This is a genomic window from Micromonospora sp. NBC_00860 (genome assembly GCF_045207375.1).
GTDB lineage: Bacteria > Actinomycetota > Actinomycetes > Mycobacteriales > Micromonosporaceae > Micromonospora > Micromonospora vinacea.
Window position 1 is genome coordinate 5150913 of the sequence record NZ_CP108825.1, and the last position, 17935, is coordinate 5168847.

At 72.1% G+C, this 17935-nt stretch carries 16 protein-coding genes; 4 read left to right on the forward strand and 12 right to left on the reverse strand.

What is annotated here, in order from left to right:
* Positions 1-143 precede the first annotated feature (143 nt).
* The 8 genes from OH804_RS23590 to eno all read right to left on the reverse strand — a co-directional run bounded on the left by OH804_RS23590 (position 144) and on the right by eno (position 6441).
* The gene (locus OH804_RS23590) at positions 144-734 is read right to left on the reverse strand and encodes a hypothetical protein (RefSeq protein ID WP_406059564.1); all 591 of its coding nucleotides are present in this window, start codon (positions 732-734) and stop codon (positions 144-146) included.
* A 128-nt stretch (positions 735-862) separates the two neighbouring features.
* Complete coding sequence (locus OH804_RS23595) at positions 863-1882, reverse strand: HAAS signaling domain-containing protein (RefSeq protein ID WP_406059566.1); 1020 nt, start codon at positions 1880-1882, stop codon at positions 863-865.
* Positions 1879-2211, reverse strand: coding sequence for a PadR family transcriptional regulator (locus OH804_RS23600; RefSeq protein ID WP_196921092.1), 333 nt, complete (start codon positions 2209-2211; stop codon positions 1879-1881). The genes OH804_RS23595 and OH804_RS23600 overlap by 4 nt, the downstream gene beginning before the upstream one ends.
* Positions 2212-2373: 162 nt before the next feature.
* The gene (locus tag OH804_RS23605; RefSeq protein WP_406066645.1) at positions 2374-3318 is read right to left on the reverse strand and encodes an exopolyphosphatase; all 945 of its coding nucleotides are present in this window, start codon (positions 3316-3318) and stop codon (positions 2374-2376) included.
* 51 nt (positions 3319-3369) lie between these two features.
* Positions 3370-3906 carry an amino-acid N-acetyltransferase gene (locus OH804_RS23610; RefSeq protein WP_350862088.1) on the reverse strand — a complete coding sequence of 179 codons (537 nt, stop codon included), beginning with the start codon at positions 3904-3906 and terminating at the stop codon, positions 3370-3372.
* A complete protein-coding gene (locus OH804_RS23615; RefSeq protein WP_406059569.1) occupies positions 3903-4460 on the reverse strand; it encodes a DUF501 domain-containing protein in 558 nt (185 codons plus the stop codon). The genes OH804_RS23610 and OH804_RS23615 overlap by 4 nt, the downstream gene beginning before the upstream one ends.
* Positions 4461-4488: 28 nt before the next feature.
* On the reverse strand, positions 4489-5127 hold the full coding sequence (locus OH804_RS23620; protein ID WP_196921086.1) for a septum formation initiator family protein: 639 nt from the start codon (positions 5125-5127) through the stop codon (positions 4489-4491).
* A 30-nt stretch (positions 5128-5157) separates the two neighbouring features.
* Complete coding sequence (gene eno, locus OH804_RS23625; RefSeq protein ID WP_350862090.1) at positions 5158-6441, reverse strand: phosphopyruvate hydratase; 1284 nt, start codon at positions 6439-6441, stop codon at positions 5158-5160.
* A 213-nt stretch (positions 6442-6654) separates the two neighbouring features.
* Here eno and OH804_RS23630 point away from each other — a divergent pair, with 213 nt between their 5' ends.
* Together OH804_RS23630 and nudC are read left to right on the forward strand one after the other, a co-directional pair.
* Positions 6655-7347, forward strand: a complete 693-nt coding sequence (locus OH804_RS23630) for a hypothetical protein (protein ID WP_196921082.1) — start codon at positions 6655-6657, stop codon at positions 7345-7347.
* Complete coding sequence (gene nudC, locus OH804_RS23635; RefSeq protein ID WP_406059572.1) at positions 7344-8213, forward strand: NAD(+) diphosphatase; 870 nt, start codon at positions 7344-7346, stop codon at positions 8211-8213. The genes OH804_RS23630 and nudC overlap by 4 nt, the downstream gene beginning before the upstream one ends.
* Positions 8214-8238: 25 nt before the next feature.
* On the opposite strand, the gene OH804_RS23640 is transcribed toward nudC, so the two are convergent.
* The 4 genes from OH804_RS23640 to mfd all read right to left on the reverse strand — a co-directional run bounded on the left by OH804_RS23640 (position 8239) and on the right by mfd (position 15463).
* Positions 8239-9858 (reverse strand): DUF885 domain-containing protein, encoded by a 1620-nt coding sequence (locus tag OH804_RS23640; protein ID WP_406059574.1) that lies wholly within the window; start codon positions 9856-9858, stop codon positions 8239-8241.
* A gap of 108 nt (positions 9859-9966) precedes the next feature.
* Positions 9967-10953 carry a nucleoside triphosphate pyrophosphohydrolase gene (locus tag OH804_RS23645; RefSeq protein ID WP_406059576.1) on the reverse strand — a complete coding sequence of 329 codons (987 nt, stop codon included), beginning with the start codon at positions 10951-10953 and terminating at the stop codon, positions 9967-9969.
* Positions 10954-10955: 2 nt separating this feature from the next.
* Positions 10956-11708: a hypothetical protein gene (locus OH804_RS23650; protein ID WP_196921075.1), complete on the reverse strand. Its 753-nt coding sequence runs from the start codon at positions 11706-11708 to the stop codon at positions 10956-10958.
* Positions 11709-11824: 116 nt separating this feature from the next.
* On the reverse strand, positions 11825-15463 hold the full coding sequence (mfd, locus tag OH804_RS23655; RefSeq protein WP_406059579.1) for a transcription-repair coupling factor: 3639 nt from the start codon (positions 15461-15463) through the stop codon (positions 11825-11827).
* A 301-nt stretch (positions 15464-15764) separates the two neighbouring features.
* Between mfd and OH804_RS23660 the strand changes: the two genes are divergently transcribed.
* Together OH804_RS23660 and OH804_RS23665 are read left to right on the forward strand one after the other, a co-directional pair.
* Complete coding sequence (locus OH804_RS23660; RefSeq protein ID WP_406059580.1) at positions 15765-16679, forward strand: cyclase family protein; 915 nt, start codon at positions 15765-15767, stop codon at positions 16677-16679.
* A 115-nt stretch (positions 16680-16794) separates the two neighbouring features.
* Positions 16795-17847, forward strand: coding sequence for a hypothetical protein (locus OH804_RS23665; RefSeq protein ID WP_406059582.1), 1053 nt, complete (start codon positions 16795-16797; stop codon positions 17845-17847).
* Positions 17848-17935 lie beyond the last annotated feature (88 nt).

A 17935-nucleotide genomic window follows, 5' to 3' on the forward strand; every position in this document is an offset into this window, starting at 1 on the left:
GCCGGTAGCCTGCCACGCCACGGGGCCGTCGGGAAGACGCCGGAACAGTGGCATTCACCTCCTGTTCGCACCCCGGTGACTCCGGGTACGCCGACGGCGGCGGGTCTGCTCCCGCCGCCGTCGATGCCGATCTACCGCTGTGGTCAGACCTTCTTGGTCAGGCAGAGCACGTAGCCCGTCTTGCCCGGCTCGATGCTGGAGAAGATGTACCCCTCCTCGTCCTCCTTGAAGAACTGGGTGCAGGTGGTGTCGGCCTTGGCCTGAGCCTCGCTCTGGCCGTCCACCCGACCGACCACGTTGTACGCCGCATCGGTGGAGGTGCATTCGACGACCTTGGCGCCGTCGACCTCCTCCTGCTCGGTGCCGGTGACCTCGGGCAGCTCGGCGATGCAGTCGCCGGTCTTGGCGTCCGCGGTCTCGTCCTTGTTGAAGTAGTTGCCGATCGCCGAGGCGACGCCGAACTTCAGGCCGGCGATGACGACGATGGCGAGGATCGCACCGACGATGCCGAGGGCCTTCTTCCCGCCGGACTTCTCCGCCTTCGGCTCGGCCGCCGGCAGCGTGTCGGCGGCCTGCGGCGTCTCGGCGGCCGACTCCGACTCGGCCGGCTGCTGCGGCGTCTCGGCGGCCGACTCCGGCTTGGCCTGCTGCGGCGCTGCCGCTTGCGGCGTCTCGACGGCCGGCTCAGGGGTTGCGGCGTCGGGCGCGGGGGGCGGTGCGACCTGCTCTGGCACGGGGGTTCCTTCCGAGGGGTTGATGAGCAGACGACACCGTAACGATCATTGATTTCCGGTGCCGTCCCGCTCGCCTCGTCCGTTCAGCCATTTCCCAGCTTCACCCGCATGATCCAGTTCACACCGGCCTAACTGGTCGGGGTCGGGGTCGGTGCGCCACTCGGCGTCGCGGTCGGGCTCGCCGGACTCGTGGTCGGCGTCGGCGTCCCGGCCGGCTCCGGCGTCCCGGTCGGCTCCGGCGTCCCGGTCGGCTCCGGCGTGCTGGTCGGCTCCGGCGGTGCGACGGGCACACCCGGCCCTCGGGGCCCGAAGGGCGCCTCGCCCGGACAGAACGGGTACGTCCGCAGCGCCGGCTTGTCGTCGGCGTTGAGAGCCTCGTCGCAATTCGGGTAGCCGAGGCGGATCGGGTTGCCGTTCTGGTCGAAGAGCCGGGCGTTCTCCACCAGGCGGCCCTCGCTGTCGTAGACGAAGACGTCAGTGATCCGGTCGTACGGGTTGTCCACCGAGGTCTGGTCGTAGCCGTAGTAGCCGTAACGCATCCGGTCCTCGGCCTGAATCAGGGCGGCGAACGCGAAGACTGCCAGCACCGCACTGCCGACCTGCACCGCCGAGCGCGGCCAACCGGTCAGCTGGGCCGAACGGCGACCGATCCAGATGGAGGCGAGCACGAAGCCGATCAGCATGATCAGGCCGGCGAGCAGTTCACCGCCGAACCTCGGCAGCAGCCCGAATTCGCCACCGGTGGTGACCACGGTGACCAGCATCGCCGCCAGATAACCGCGCAGCACCCACCAGGCCGGGCGCAACAGTCGGAGGAAGTCGCTGGCCGTCGCGTACCCCAGGGGTGGGCCGAGTCGGGTGTCGAGCGTGCGCAGCCGGCCACGGACCTGAGCCATCGCGCTCGCCACCCGCTGGTCGAGATTGCGCCCACCGCCCGGCGCGGCACCGGCCGCGGCGCGCAACTCGGCGGCGTACGTCTCGGGCTCGCCCAACCGCTCGAGCAGGGTGCCCTCGGACTCGGCCGCGACCTCGGTGAGGTGGTCGGCGAGATCCTCGGTCAGCTCATCGCGTTGCCCGGTCGGCAGGTCGGCCAGTGCGGCCCGGACCCGCGCCACGTAGTCGGTGATCTCCTGCTCCGTGACGGTCATGCCGCCAGCCCCCGATCGTCGAGCAGCGTGTCCATTGTGGTGGCGAACGAGCGCCAGATCTTGCCGGAGCGGGTCAGTTGGTCGCGCCCCGCGGCGTTGAGTGAGTAGTACTTGCGGTGCGGCCCGGATTCGCTCGGCACGACGTAGGTGGTGAGCAGGCCGGCGGCGAAGAGGCGGCGCAGCGTGCCGTAGACCGAGGCGTCGCCGACCTCCTCCAGGCCGGCCTCGCGTAGCCGGCGCAGGATGTCGTAACCGTAACCGTCCTCCTCTCGGAGCACGGCCAGGACGGCCAGGTCAAGCACGCCCTTCAGTAACTGTGTGGTGTCCACGCATTGCACACTAGTGCGTAATGCGCAGTAGCGTCAACGAATCCGCCCTGACACGCCGACCAGTCCGGCGCGCAGAAGGTTGATCGACTCGGTTTTCAGGAAGTCGGGACGTCCACGCTGCGCGGACACCGCGGTTTCAACGACGGCGAGTTGATCAAGCCGTCAGCGCGCGGTGGCTGACTGGAGGCTCCAGGCGATGCCGTCGAGGATGTCGTGCTCCGACGCGACCACCGACGGCATCCCGGCCCGCTCCATGATCACACGAAGCACCAGCGCACCAGCGCCGATCACGTCGGCCCGCCCCGGGTGCATCACCGGGTTCGCCAACCGCTGCGCGCGGGTCTGACCCAGCAGCTCCGCTGTCACCCGGGCGACCTCCTCGTACGACACCCGGGCGTGGTGGATGCGCTCCGGGTCGTACTCCCGCAGGCCCTGCGCGAGCGCGACCACTGTGGTGACCGACCCGGCGAGGCCGACCAGGGTGGCCGCCTCGCGACCGGGCACCACGGCGAGCGCCCGGTCCACCACCGCCGCGATGTCGGCCTGCGCCGCCGCGACCTGCTCGGACGGCGGCGGGTCGCCGGGCAGGTGCCGCTCGGTCATCCGGACGCAGCCGATGTCCACCGAGATCGCCGACCGCACCCCGGCGGCCCGGTCACCGACCACGAACTCGGTGGAACCACCACCGATGTCGACGACCAGGAACGGTTCCTTCGCGTCGGTGGGCAGCCCGCGCACCGCGCCGGTGAACGACAGCCGGGCCTCCTCGTCGCCGCTGACCACCTCGGGCGCGACACCGAGGGTGGCCTGCACCATCTCGGTGAAGTCGTCGGCGTTGGCGGCGTCACGGGAGGCCGAGGTGGCACACATCCGCACCCGCTGGGCACCCAGCTTCTCGATGTCGGCGGCGTACGACGCCAACGCCACCCGGGTCCGCTCGATCGCCTCCGGCGCCAGCCGGCCGGTGCGGTCCACGCCCTGCCCCAGCCGGACGATCTCCATCCGCCGAGTCAGGTCGACAAGCGGCGCCTGCGGCCCGGCCGAGGCGTCGGGCAGGTCGGCGACCAGCAGTCGGATCGAGTTGGTCCCGCAGTCGATGGCCGCCACACGCGTCGTCACGGCAGCAACCTTACGGCAGCCCGCCCAGCTGACTCCCTGTCACAGGCGCAGCAGCATCCGGGTGTTGCCCAGCGTGTTCGGCTTGACCCGCTCCAGGTCCAGGAACTCCGCGACGCCCTCGTCGTACGAGCGCAGCAGCTGCTCGTAGACCGGCTGCGGCACCGGAGCGCCGTCGATCTCGCGGAAGCCGAACGAGCCGAAGAACCTGGTCTCGAAGGTGAGCACGAAGATCCGCGCCACGCCCAACTCCCGGGCCGCGTCGATCAGCTCACCGACCAACCGGTGACCGATCCGCCGGCCCCGGCAGGACGGGTCCACGGCCACCGTGCGGATCTCGGCCAGGTCTTCCCACATGACGTGCAGTGCGCCACAGCCCACCACGACGTCGTCCTCGGCCCGGACCGCGACCCGGAACTCCTGCACGTCCTCGAAGAGGGTGACGGTGGCCTTGCTCAGCAGCCGCCGGTCGTCGGTGTACGTGTCGACGAGTCGCCGGATGCCCCGCACATCCCCGGTGCGGGCCCGCCGTACCAGGATCTGACTCTCGGGTGCCTCGGACCCGGCCTGGGCACTCATTCGCCCGCCGACACGTCCACGCACGGCCCCGCCGACCACCAGGGCTCGACAACTTCCAGGGTCTCGTCACCGAATGGATTCACCCCGGGGCCGGCACCCAACGCGTGACCCAGGTGCACGTGCAGGCACTTCACCCGGCCCGGCATCCCGCCGGCCGAGATGCCGGCGATCTCCGGCACCTCACCGATCGCCTCCCGGCGGGCCAGATAGTCCTCGTGCGCGGCACGGTAGTGGGCGGCCAACTCAGGGTCCGTCGTCAGCCGGTCCGCCATCTCCTTCATCAGCCCCGCCGACTCCAGCCGGCTGCACGCGGCCGTGGCCCGGGGGCAGGTCAGGTAGTAGAGGGTCGGAAACGGGGTGCCATCGGCGAGGCGGGGGGTCGTCTCCACCACGTCCGGAAGGCCGCACGGGCACCGGTGGGCCACCGCGCGGGTGCCCCGGGGCGTGCGGCCGAGCTGCGCGGCCACCGCGGCCAGGTCGGCCTCGGTGGCCGGCTCGCGCTGCGGCAGGGGAACGGAATCCGCCGCCGGCTCCGACGGTGGTACGACAGTCACTGTCTCTCCTGGTGCGCTGATCGGTGGGTCACTTGCCCGGCTGCTGGCTGTCCGCTGCCCGCACGCTCGACCAGAGCGTGTCGTACCAGGTCGATGGCCCAGCCGGGGCGGCCGAACCGGCCGACTTCCCGGCGTCCCGGGCGGCGCCCTCCGGGTCGTGCAGCACCACCATCATCTTCTCGCCCGGCCGGCCCATGAAGAACCGTTCCCGAGCCTGCGTCTTGATGTACTCGTCGTCTTTCCACTTCGCGGCCTCGGCGGCGAGCTTCGCGATCTCCTGCTCCTGCACCGCCTGCGCAGCCTCCATCCGCTCGATGTCGGCCTGCTGGTCCAGGTAGACCCGGACCGGGTAGGTGTAGGCCAGGGCGAGCGCGATCAGGACCGCGAACAGCACCGTGGCGCGACCGGTGAAGCGACGGGGGTTGGGTGCGGCGAGCCGCTTCACGGCACCACCGGCGGCGGTACGCCGAGCGGCGGCCGGACGGTTCGCGGAGCGGACGCCCTCGGCGCCCCGGGCAGCACCCGGCGCGCGACCGGCGGCCCGCGGCTCGGCGCGTACGCCGGCCTCCCGGACCGATCCCCGCGTGGCGCGCCCACCGCCCGGCCGACCGGACTGACCCGGCCGGCGGGCGGGACGCTGACCACCCGGTGTGCGGCGCTGCTGCATCGTCACACCCCTCCCCCGAGGCTTCGTGGCTCAGGCCGAACGGTAGCGCGGGAACGCGCCAGCGCCGGCGTAGCGCGCCGCGTCGGCCAGCTCCTCCTCGATCCGGAGCAGCTGGTTGTACTTGGCGACGCGGTCCGAGCGGGCCGGTGCGCCGGTCTTGATCTGGCCGCAGCCGGTGGCCACAGCCAGGTCGGCGATGGTGGTGTCCTCGGTCTCGCCGGAACGGTGGCTCATCATGCACTTGAAGCCGGCCCGGTGGGCCAGGTCCACCGCGTCGAGGGTCTCGGTCAGCGAGCCGATCTGGTTGACCTTGACGAGAACCGCGTTCGCCGCCTTCTCCGCGATACCGCGGGCGATGCGCTGCGGGTTGGTCACGAACAGGTCGTCACCGACGATCTGCACCCGGTCGCCGATCGAGGCGGTCAGCGTCTGCCAGCCACTCCAGTCGTCCTCCGCCAGCGGGTCCTCGATCGACACGATCGGGTACTCGTCGGCCAGCTTCGTGTAGTAGGTGCTCATCTCCTCGGCGGACTTCGCGGCACCCTCGAACGTGTAGGTGCCGTTGTCGAAGAACTCGGTCGCCGCCACGTCGAGCGCGAACACGATGTCGGTGCCGAGCCGGTAACCGGCCTTCTCGACCGCCTCGGCGATCAGGTCCAGGGCCGCCGCGTTCGTCGGCAGGTTCGGCGCGAAGCCGCCCTCGTCGCCGAGCCCGGTGGAGAGGCCCTTCTTCTTCAGCACCGACTTCAGCGCGTGGTAGACCTCCGCGCCCGAGCGCAGCGCCTCACGGAAGGTGGGCGCGCCGATCGGCGCGATCATGAACTCCTGGATGTCGACGTTCGAGTCGGCGTGCGCGCCACCGTTGAGGATGTTCATCATCGGCACCGGCAGCAGGTGCGCGTTCGGGCCGCCCAGGTAGCGGAAGAGGCTCAGCTCGGCGCTGCCGGCAGCGGCCTTCGCCACCGCCAGGGAGACCCCCAGGATGGCGTTCGCGCCCAGCTCCGACTTGCTCTCCGTGCCGTCGATGTCGAGCATCTTCTGGTCGATCAGCCGCTGCTCGCTGGCCTCGTACCCGATGATCTGGTCGACGATCTTGTCTTCGACGTTGGAGACCGCCTTCTCCACGCCCTTGCCCTGGTAGCGGTCGTCGTCACCGTCGCGCAGCTCGATCGCCTCGAAGGCGCCGGTGGAGGCGCCGGACGGCACGGCGGCGCGGGCGACCGTGCCGTCGTCCAGACCGACCTCGACCTCGACCGTCGGGTTGCCCCGCGAGTCGAGAATCTCCCGGGCGACGATTCCCTCGATGGTTGCCACTAAGTCGCTCCTCGTTGTTGTGATCCGGTCCGTGGGTGGGCCGCGACGGTGCGGCTGAGGCAGGTGTTGAACGCAGCGTATCGGGCGGCGCGAACGGGCACGGCGTCGCCCGCGCACCCGGGTCACCCCGCGTTGACGGACATTCCCGGATTTCCGGGCGTCAACCGGCAACGGGTTTGCGCTGCGCGGACCGAATCGACCAGGCTGGTCGCCATGCCCGCCGCCTCGACCACCCTCCGCATGCTCGCCGTGTCGGTCATCGCGTCGCTCACGGTCACCGGCTGTCAGACATTCGAGGACGCCGGAGTCGCCATGGGCCGCTCGGAACTCGTCAACGACCTCGCCGCCCGGCTCGATCGGGCCCTGGAGTTGACCTACTCGGCCGACTACCAGTTGCCCGGCGGCCAACGCGCCGCGATCGTGCAGGCACAGGACCCGGCGCGATCCACGTACGCCTACCCGGGCGGTCGACTCATCGTCACCCCGGAGGCCATCACCCGGTGCACGACGACCGGCGCACGCCCGGAGTGCACGCTTGTCGCCCCGCCCACCCCGGGCAGCAAGCCCACAGTGACGTTGTTCGGCGAGGCCAACCGGCAGGGCCTCGTCACGCCGCCGGTGGTGGTCGGGCTGCTCACCGCCGCCGCGCTCGACCCGCAGGCGGTCATCAAGCAGAGCGACACCACAGTCGCCGGGCACCACGCCGCCTGCGTCGCCGTGGAGAGCTCGTCCGGCGACTTCACCGCCTGCGTGACCACCGAGGGCGTGCTCGGCAGCTTCACCGGGCCGGTCGACGGCAAGCCGATGGAGCTGGCGTTGAGCGACTACTCAGCGACTGTCGACGAGGGCGCGTTCGAGCCGCCCGCCGGCGCCGGCGTGGTGGACCGCCGCCCCGGCGGCTCGTGACCGACCCGTCGACCGGACCCACCTCCACCGGGCCGCCCGGCGGGTTCCTGCCCGGGGCCGATCGGAGCCGGCCGCCCGGCCCCGGCGACCTGGCCCTGCCGGTGACCGGCGCGAAGCTGCTGACCGGCGTCGACGGCCAGCCCCTCCGCGTCGCCGACCTGCCCGCCGACACCGACTGGGTGCCGCTGGGCACGCTCGACGGGGTGCCCGCGTGGGGCACCGACCTGACCACCACCGTCGACGGCCTTCCCGGCCGGGCGCGGGGCTGGGCGTCGCTCGCCGCCGAGGTACCGGAACCGCACGCCACGCTCGCCGGCCGGGCGTTGGCGGTGCTGACGTGGCGGCGTACCCACCGGTGGTGCGGCGCCTGCCGGGCGGAACTGACCGACCAGCCCGGCGAGACCGCCCGCCGGTGCCCCGACTGCGGCCTGTACGTGCCGATGCAGCTCTCCGCCGCCGTACTGGTGGCGATCACCAGGCCCGGCCCGCCCGGGCACGCTGACGAGCTGCTGCTGGTCCGACACGCCACCGGGCCGACCGGCCTGTGGGCGCTGGTGGCCGGCTTCGTCGAGGCCGGCGAGACGCTTGAGGCGGCGGTGCACCGGGAGGTCGGCGAGGAGGTCGGGCTGCCCGTCGACCGGCTGGCCTACTTCGGCAGCCAACCATGGGCGATCTCCGGCCCGGGCGTGCTGCTCGCCGGCTTCACCGCCCGTGCCGCCGACCCGCGGGCCGAACCGGTGGTCGACGGGCGCGAGCTGACCAGCGCCCAATGGTTCGGCCTGGATGCGCTGCCGGCGCAACTGCCGCCCGCGTACTCCATCTCGCGCTGGCTCATCGACGCGACGGTGACCGCCGCGCGGCGCTGAGCCCGCGCGGCCCGGCGTTTCTCCTCTAGAGGCCGAGCAGGGTGCGCAGGTGGCGCGGGGGCGGGCAGTCGTGGGCGAGCATCGCGTCGTGCCAGTCACGGACCGACACCCCGTCCGGGCGGGCTGCGGCGATCTCGGCCATCTCGCTGTACCCGACGAAGTAGGTGGAGAGCTGGGTGGAGGTGAGCTGCGCGCGCCGCCACTTGCCGGCCGCCTCACCCTCCTCCTGGAAGCCGCGCCCGGTCATCAACGCCATCGCGTCGGCCTCGGGCAGGTCCTCGGCGTGCACCAACTGGTCGAGCAGCGCGTTGATGGTCATCCGCAGTTGCATCTTGAGCTGCTGCAACCGCACCGGCAGACCGCCGAAGCCGAGCCCCGTCATCACCTCCTCCGCGTAGACCGCCCAGCCCTCGATGAACGGGCCGGACTCGGCCAGCGCGCGGACCCGCGTGCCACCGACGTAGCGGCGGGCGTGGGCGAGTTGGAGGAAGTGCCCCGGCATCGCCTCGTGCACCGTCAGGTTCCGGATCATGTGGTCGTTGTACTCGCGGTAGAACGACTCGACCCGCTGCGCCGGCCAGTCCGACGGGGTGGGCGCGATGCAGTAGAAGGTCGGCAGGGCGGCGGTCTCCAGCGGGCCGGGCGCGTCGCAGTACGCCACCGCGACCCCCCGGGCGAACTCCGGCATCTCCTGGATCACGCACCGGTCGTCCACCAGGGTGACCAGGTCGTGCGCGCGGACGAAGTCGGTCGCCTCGTCCAGTGTCACCCCGGCCAGGTCGACGATCGTCGCGTCGTTCGGGTGCTCGGCGGCGAGAAGGTCCAGCGCCCGGCGTACGGATGCGTCGTCGGCCGGGCCGCCGACCAGCTCGACGGCCGCCTCGCGGATCTCCGCGGTGACCCGGTCCAGGTTGGCCCACGCGCGACGCTGGATCTCGGCCGCGCCCAGCTCGGTGTCGAGGGTGTGCCAGAGTCGGGCCTCCCAGCGGCGCCGGCCCAGTCGCGGGTCACGGCCGGGGCCGGCATCGTTGGCCAGGCCGACGCGTAGCCAGGCGACGAACTCCTCCAGCGCGGCGATCGCGACGGTGGCCGCCGGCTCGACCCGGTCGAGGTGGCTCGGCGCCTGAGCGAGCAGCGCCGGCAGCTCGTCGCGGATCAGCGCGGCCGTGCCGGTGAACTGCCCGACCGCCGTCTCCGCGTGGATCCGCGGCACGTCCCGCAGCGTCGCGCGGGCGGTGGCGAGGGCGTCCGGTACGGCGGCGAGCCGGCCGGCCAGTTGGGTCAGCCGCACCTCCGCGGGGGCGTACGGGCGGGCCAGCAGCGGGTGCAGCAGCGGGCCCGGGTTGTGCCGCAGCGGATCCCACTCGTGCGACCGGATCTCGGTCAGCTCGAACAGCTCCCGATCCACGAATGAGGTGAGCAGCGCGTGGTCGACCTGCTCCTCGACGTCGAGCGAGTCCGGGTCCAGTTCGGACAGTGCGTTGGCCGCATCGGAGAGCATCGCCCGATCGGCGGCCAACCCGTCGCCGGACAGGTCCGGCAGCCGGTCGTCGAACCGGTGGTCACCGGCCGCGGTGGCAACCCCCGGCCGCGACTCCAACAGCGCCTCGACAACCCGCTCAGCCAGCACCCCAAACGCTTCCACCCGCCCCACCCTACCGACAGGGGTGCGCTCCGCCGCCGGTTCCACCCACTCCGTCGATCATGAAGTTGTTGCCATCGACCTCGACGTGTCGGGGCAACAACTTCATGATCACGGCAGGTTGGCGGGTGGGTGTTCGGCGTGGCGGATGGCCTCGGCGTGGGCGAGGGTGGTGCGGCGGAGGGCTGCTTCCGGGTCGATGCCCGCCTCGCGGGCCTCGGCCACCGCTGCCAGGAGATCGGCGCCCAACCTCGCCTCGGGGTCGGCCTGGGAGTCGGCCGGTGGGGGTGCGACCTTGATGCCGGCGCGGGCGGCGCGATCCAGGATCTGCGCGGCCATGGCCAGCGCGGGTTGGCTCAGGGCCACACCGTCCAGCACCGAGTGCCGTGCCTTCTCCGCGCGCTTGATCCGCTCCCAGTTCTCGGTGATCTCTTCCAGGGTGCCCGCCTCGGCACCGGCGAAGACGTGCGGATTGCGCCGGATCATCTTGTCGACCAGGCCACCGGCCACGTCGTCGATGGTCCACCGCTCATCCTCGGGCAACTCCTCGGCGAGCCGCGCGTGCAGCACCACCTGCAACAGGACGTCGCCCAACTCCTCGCGCAGCGCGTCGGTGTCGTCGGCGCTGATCGCGTCGTACGCCTCGTAGCTCTCCTCCAGCAGGTAGCCGGCGAGGCTGCGGTGCGTCTGCGCCCGTTTCCACGGGTCGCCACCCGGAGAGGCGAGCCGATCCAGCACGGCCACCGCGTCGAGCAGCCGGGCACCCGGCGGATCCCACGAGCCGTACATCAGCTCCATCTCGGCCAACCCCGGCTGCCGGGCCAACCGCAGACCCAACTCCCGGGCCAGCGCCTCGTCACCCGCCGGACCGGCCAACCACACCACAGTGCCGTGCGTCGCCACCGCGTCCAGCAACGGCTGCGTCGCCGGGCCGTCCACCACGGTGACCTCGGCGCCCGCCTGGCGCACGGCCGTGACCAACTCGCCGTCCGCGCCGGTCAGCACCGGATGCTGGCGTACGACGTCCCAGGCCGCGGAGGTCAACAGGCCGGCCGGCAACCGGGGTGAGGTGACCAGGAGGACGATCCGTGCGGTCATGCTCAGCTGGCCGTGCCCTCGGCCTCCGGCGTCGCGGTCGGCCCCTCCGGGGTGGAAATGTCGGTGACCGCGTCGGAGGCCGGCTCACCCAGCGGCACACTCACCGCAGGGGCGTCGTCGGCGAAGCTGAGCAGCGGGAACTCGAGCGGACGGTACCGGGGGCTGACGGTCACGTCGTAACGACCGGCCGCCTCGGCCAGGATCCTCTTGGTGGCCAGCGCACCGCGCAGCTGCTCACCGTCGAGCTGCTGGGCGGCGTCCGCGTCGCTCAACTCGGCGGGGATCTTGCCGGCCGCACGCCCGGCGGCGATCACGTCGGCGATCTCCTCCTTGGACGGCTCGGCCGGCTCGGCCGGCAACCCGGACAGGCAGGTGAAGAGCTTCGCCACCTCCCGCACGTGCCCGGTCTCCGGGTCGAGGCCGAGCTGCTGGGCGGCCTGGTCGACCGCCACCTGGCCGCGCGGCTGGTAGTTCTTCTCGGCGGAGAGCTTCTCGCACACCCTGGTCAGCACCATGGTCCGGACCACGTCCGCCACCTCGGGCACCGTGGGTTGCGGCGCCGCAGGCTGCCCGCTGGCGGAGGTCTCCGGTGCCGGGTTCTTCGTCCGCAGATCCTTCATCGCGGCGGTGACCTGAACCTCGGTGATGCGCTGGTCACCGATGTAAGCGGCGATACCAGGCTCAGCACGGCAACCGGAGAGGGCGACGAGGCCGAGCGCCACAGTGGCGACGGCGGCAAGACGGCGAGCACGCATAGCCGTCACTCTCTCACGCCGTCACCCGAGGTTGTGACGCCCCCCACCTTCGCCCGACCCACGACCAGGGACGGCGTCGATGCGCTACCGCCCCTGGTCGAGAACACACCGCCGGCTCAGCTGCTCGCGCCCGCGGCGACGGCGAGTGGGGCGGGGGCACCGAGCACATCGGAGAGCAGTTGCGCGCACCACTGGAGCAGCGCCTGGTCACGCAGCGGCTCACCACCGATCCGACGGGTGGTCGGTCGGGGCACGCTGACCTGGTCGGTGGCCTGCTTGTAGACGGCATCCGGGTGGTAGCGCTTGAGCCGCAACTGCTTCGAATCCGGAAGGGGCAGCGGGCCGAACCGTACGTGCTTGCCCTGCATGGACACGTCGGTCAGGCCGTAGCGGCGGGCCAGCAGACGGAACCGGGCCACCTCCACCAGGTTCTGCACCGGGGCCGGCGGCTCGCCGTACCGGTCGGTCATCTCGGCGATCACCTCGCCCAGCCGCTCCTCGTCGCGCGCCTCGGCCAGCTTGCGGTACATCTCCAGGCGCAGCCGCTCCACGCTCACGTAGTCGTGTGGCAGGTGCGCGTCGACCGGCAGGTCGATCTTGACGTCGGCCTCTTCCTCCGGCCGCTCACCCTTGAAGGCGGAGACCGCCTCACCGACCATCCGCACGTACAGGTCGAAGCCGACGCCCTCGATGTGCCCGGACTGCTCGCCACCGAGCAGGTTGCCGGCGCCCCGGATCTCCAGGTCCTTCATCGCCACGTACATGCCGGCACCCAACTCGGTGTGCTGGGCGATGGTCGCCAACCGCTCGTGGGCGTGCTCGGTGAGCGGCTTCTCCGGCGGGTAGAGGAAGTAGGCGTACGCCCGCTCCCGGCCCCGGCCGACCCGGCCCCGGATCTGGTGCAGCTGGGCCAGGCCGAGCAGGTCGGCCCGCTCCACGATCAGCGTGTTGGCGTTCGGGATGTCGATGCCCGACTCGACGATCGTGGTGCAGACCAGGACGTCGAACTCCTTCTCCCAGAAGCCGACCATGACCTTCTCCAGGGCGTCCTCGCCCATCTGGCCGTGCGCCACCGCCACCCGCGCCTCGGGCACCAGCTCCCGCAGCCGCCGTGCCGCCCGGTCGATCGACTCGACCCGGTTGTGCAGGTAGAAGACCTGCCCGTCGCGGAGCAGCTCACGGTGGATGGACGCGGCCACCTGCCGGTCGTCCTGCGCGCCGACGAAGGTGAGCACCGGGTGCCGCTCCTCTGGCGGGGTGGCGATGGTGGACATCTCCCGGATGCCGGTGATCGCCATCTCCAGGGTCCGCGGGATCGGGGTGGCCGACATGCTCAGCACGTCGACCGAGGCGCGCAGCGTCTTCAGGTGCTCCTTGTGCTCGACACCGAAGCGCTGCTCCTCGTCGACGATCACCAGGCCCAGCTGCTTGAAGCGCGTCGCCGTCTGCAACAGCCGGTGCGTACCGATGACGATGTCGACGGTGCCGTCGGCGACCATCTCCAGCGTCCGCTCGGTCTCCTTCGCCGTCTGGAACCGGGACAGCTGCCGGATCTGCACCGGGAACTGGCTCATCCTCTCGGCGAACGTGTTGTAGTGCTGCTGCACCAGCAGGGTGGTCGGCACCAGCACCGCCACCTGCTTACCGTCCTGCACCGCCTTGAACGCCGCCCGGACCGCGATCTCGGTCTTGCCGTAGCCGACGTCGCCGCAGATCAGCCGGTCCATCGGGACGGTCTGCTCCATGTCCCGCTTGACCTCGTCGATCGCGGCGAGCTGGTCCGGCGTCTCCTGCCAGGGGAAGGCGTCCTCCAGCTCGCGCTGCCACGGGGTGTCCGGGCCGAACGAGTGCCCCTTGGACGCCTTGCGGGCGGCGTAGAGCTGGATGAGCTGCGCGGCGATCTCGCGGACCGCCTTGCGGGCCCGGGCCTTGGACTTCTGCCAGTCCGAGCCGCCCATCTTGTGCAGGGTCGGCTGCTCGCCGCCCACGTAGCGGGAGAGCTGGTCGAGCTGGTCGGTCGGGACGAACAACCGGTCGCCGGGCTGGCCCCGCTTGCTGGCCGCGTACTCGATGACGAGGTATTCCCTGCTGGCGCCGTTGACGGTGCGCTGCACCAGCTCGACGTACCGGCCGATGCCGTGCTGCTCGTGCACCACGTGGTCGCCGGCCTTCAGCTCCAGCGGGTCGATGGTGTTGCGCCGCCGGCTCGGCATCTTGCGCATGTCCCGCGTCGAGGTGCCCCGACCGCCGGTCACGTCGTTGCCGGTGAGCAGCACGAAACGGGACGCCTCGTCGACGAACCCGCTGCTCAGCGCCCCGCAGGTGACCACCAGCTCGCCGGGGACGGGCGCGGTCGGCACCTCCTCGGTCAACCGGGCACCCAGGCCGGCGTCGCGCAGCACCTCCACCGCCCGCTGGGCGGGGCCGTGCCCCTCGAAGACCAGCGCGATCGACCAGCCCTCGCCGGCCCAGCGCTTGAGGTCCTCGACCACCCGCGAGGTCTCGCCGTGATAGAGCGGCGCCGGCTGGGCGGACAGGGTCACCGCGATGGCGTCGTCCGGAGTGACGGCGGCCTGCTCCGGCGCGTCTTCCCAGGGCTGCCGCGTCTCGGCGGTGTCCCCCTCGAGGAGCCCGAACGGGGACAGCGTCCACCACGGCTGGCCGAGCTTGCCCGCGGCGGCGCGCACCTCGCCGAGGGTGCGGAAGGCGGCGGCGCCGACGTCCACCGGGGCCTGGCCGCCGACCGCGGCGGCGGCCCAGCTGGCCTGCAAGAACTCCTCCGAGGTACGCACCAGGTCGTGCGCCCGGGTGCGGATCCGCTCCGGGTCGCAGAGCAGCACGTGGGTGCCGGCCGGCATGGCGTCCAGCAGCAGCTCCAGCGAGTCGGGGCCGACCAGCACCGGGGCCAGCGACTCCATCCCCTCCACCGGAATGCCCTCGGCCAGCTTGTCGAGGATCTCGGCCAGCTCGGGGTGCTGCTCAGCCAGCGCGGCGGCCCGGTCGCGCACCGCCGGAGTGAGCAGCAACTCCCGGCAGGGCGGTGCCCAGAGCAGCGGAACCTGCTCGATGGTCCGCTGGTCGGCGACGGCGAAGGTGCGGATCTCCTCCACCTCGTCACCCCAGAACTCGACCCGGGACGGGTGCTCGTCGGTGGGCGGGAAGACGTCCAGGATGCCGCCGCGCACCGCGAACTCGCCGCGCTTGGTGACAAGGTCGACCCGGGCGTACGCCATGTCGATCAGCCGGCGGGCGACCTCCTCCAGGTCCGCCTCCTCGCCGGCGGCGAGCTGCACCGGCTCCAGGTCACCGAGCCCTTTGAGCTGCGGCTGGAGCAGCGAACGGACCGGGGCCACCACCACTCGCAGTGGCCCGGTGCCGCCGTGCGCGTCGGTCGCCTCCGGGTGCGCCAGCCGGCGCAGCACGGCCAGCCGCCGACCGACAGTGTCGGAGCGGGGGGACAGCCGCTCGTGCGGCAGCGTCTCCCAGGAGGGGAAGACCACTACCTGCTCGGCCGGCAGCAACCCACCGAGCGCGGCGGCCAGGTCGTCGGCCTCCCGGGTGGTGGCGGTCACCGCCAGCACCGGTCGACCGGCCCCGTCGTTGTCCGCGGCGACCGCAGCGACGGCGAACGGGCGCAGCGCCGCTGGGGCGGTGATGTCGAGGCCGTCGACCTGGGCGGCACCGGAGCGCGCCAGGTCACGCGCCCGGGCCAGCCCGGGGTCGGCCAGGGCGGCGGTAAAGAGACCGGTGAGCAAGGGAATCCTTCCAGGGGAGTCGACGCACACGACGGCGGCCCCTCGTCCAGTTGGACGGGGGGTGCACGACAACAAGCCTAGCCCCGTCGACCGACAGCCACCCCCTTCCGCCCAGGTCCGCGCCGCTCCGGCGCGTCACCGCGCGCCGCCCCAGGCCAAGATCGTGCTCGATCCAGGATGTAGTGGTCTCATCGACGCACCGAGGCCACTACATCCTGGACGTTGCGCGATCTTGAGACCGAGCCCGGCCGCCGAGCAGGGGATCTTGACCGCCGCGAGCCGCGCATGGTCGGGTTTCGGTATGGATGAGCAGTGGCGGGCACAGTTCGACGCGGAGGTGAGCTTCGCCAACGGCGGCGGGCTGCGTACCGAGGGGTTCCGGCTGGACATTCCCGGCCGGGAGATCACCGACGGTGACCTGGCGGCGTTGTTCGTCCGGCACCTGGGGCTGCTGATGGTCGCCGACGTCCGGATCAGCGCCAAGACCATCATCGAGGAGCCGCACAAGGGCGGCCGGGGTGTCGCGCTCGAGGGCTCCGGCGCCGACCGTCGGCTGGTCGAGCTGAGCCATGTGATCAGCGACGGGATGACCACGCTGCCGGCTTGGCCGGGTCCCCGGATCACCGACTGGCTGACCTTCGCGGCGTCCCGCGAGCGGTACGCCCCGGGCACAGAGTTCCACGTGGCCCGCATCGACATGATCGCCAACACCGGCACGTACCTGGACACGCCCGCCCACCGCTGGGCCGACCGGGCCGACCTGACCCGGGTGTCGCTGGACCGTCTCGCCGACCTGCCGGGGGTGGTGGTCCGGGTGCCGGCCGGCATCCGCGCGGTGGACCGGCTGATGCTGGCCGCGTACGAGGTCGCCGGCCGGGCGGTGCTGCTGCACACCGGGTGGGACGCGCACTTCGGCACCGAGCGGTATGGGGCGCCGGAAGCGCCGTACCTGACCGGGGACGCCGCCCAGGCGCTTGTCGACGCGGGGGCGGCAGTGGTCGGCATCGACTCGATCAACATCGACGACATGAGCCCGGCGGCCGCCGGGGTGCGCCCCGCGCACAGCACGCTGCTCGCCGCCGGCATCCCGATCGTGGAGCACCTGACCGGTCTGGACGCGTTGCCGCCGACCGGGTTCCGGTTCACCGCGGCCCCGCCGATGGTGGCCGGCATGGGCACCTTCCCGGTCCGCGCCTTCGCCGTGATCAACGCCTGACGCCACTGGCGACGCCACCACCACCCGGCCAGCGGCCGCTGCCTGCCCGTCCGCAGGGGCGCGCGGCCAACTGGTTCCGCCCTGCGGTCCGCAAAACGGACCATAGGCTAACAACGTGGACAAGAAACCGCGCGGCACAGCTCACGACTGGGCGCCGCGCAGCATCGGACTGCTCGTCGGCACCCTCGTGCTGGCCACGGCGTTCATCGCGGCCTACGTCGGCGCGTTGCACCAGCCCACACCCCGCGACGTGCCGATCGGCGTCGTCTCCAGCGACCAACGCGCCCGGGCGACGCTCGACGCCGTGCGCGGCCAGACCACCATTCTCAAACCCATCGAGTACGACGACCCGGGCGCCGCCGAGCACGGGCTGCTCAGCCGCGCCGTGTACGCCGTGCTCAGCACCGGACCCGACAACGGCCTGCTCCTCACCGTGGCGAGCGCCTCCGGCCCCTCCGCCACCAGCGCGATCAAGGAGGTCCTCGGCACCGCCACCGGCCGCACCGGCACCCCGCTCCAGATCGTCGACGAGGTTCCGGTCACCTCGGCCGACCCGCGCGGGGTGGTGCCCTTCTACCTGAACGTCGGGTACGTGCTCGGCGGCTACCTGGGCTCGACAGTGCTCGGGATATCCGCCGGCACCACCCCCCGTACGGCGCGTCGGGCCGGACTGCGGATCGCCGCCCTGGCGGTCTACAGCGTGCTGCTCGGCATCGCCGGCGCGCTCGTGGTCGGACCCGTCCTGGACATCTGGCACCACGACGTACCGACGATCGCCGCCATCGGCGCGCTGGCCGTCTTCGCCGCCGCCATGTTCGCCAGTGCCATCCAGGGCTGGCTCGGCGTCGCGGGTACCGCGCTGGTCATCCTGCTGCTGGTGGTGCTCGGCAACCCGGGCTCCGGCGGCATCTACGCGCCCGAGTTCCTGCCCGGGGTGCTGCGCGGCATGCACCGCTGGAACATCCCCGGGCTCGCCAACGACCTGACCAAGGCCGCCGTGTACTTCGACTGGCGGTCGGCCGGCTGGCCGGCTGCCGCCCTCGGGATCTGGACGGTGCTCGGAGGGCTCGGGCTGGTCAGCGCGAGCCTGGTCCGCGGTCGCCGGACCGCCGCCTCCGGCCCCGGGACGACAGGCCCCGACTCCGCGCCGGCACGCGACGGTGGTTGAGATCACCCCGGAAAACACCCTCCCGGGGGCAGTGGATCACCAGGGGGCCCTCCAGACACCCCCGGCGCGCGGATACCATCCAGTAAGT

Bases quoted from the DNA above. Each gene is read 5' to 3' on its own strand.
- OH804_RS23660 (WP_406059580.1), top strand. From the start codon at position 15,765: ATGGATGAGCAGTGGCGGGCACAGTTCGACGCGGAGGTGAGCTTCGCC.
- OH804_RS23595 (WP_406059566.1), bottom strand. From the start codon at position 1,882: ATGACCGTCACGGAGCAGGAGATCACCGACTACGTGGCGCGGGTCCGG.
- OH804_RS23645 (WP_406059576.1), bottom strand. From the start codon at position 10,953: ATGACCGCACGGATCGTCCTCCTGGTCACCTCACCCCGGTTGCCGGCC.
- OH804_RS23610 (WP_350862088.1), bottom strand. From the start codon at position 3,906: ATGAGTGCCCAGGCCGGGTCCGAGGCACCCGAGAGTCAGATCCTGGTA.
- OH804_RS23620 (WP_196921086.1), bottom strand. From the start codon at position 5,127: ATGCAGCAGCGCCGCACACCGGGTGGTCAGCGTCCCGCCCGCCGGCCG.
- OH804_RS23650 (WP_196921075.1), bottom strand. From the start codon at position 11,708: ATGCGTGCTCGCCGTCTTGCCGCCGTCGCCACTGTGGCGCTCGGCCTC.
- OH804_RS23630 (WP_196921082.1), top strand. From the start codon at position 6,655: ATGCCCGCCGCCTCGACCACCCTCCGCATGCTCGCCGTGTCGGTCATC.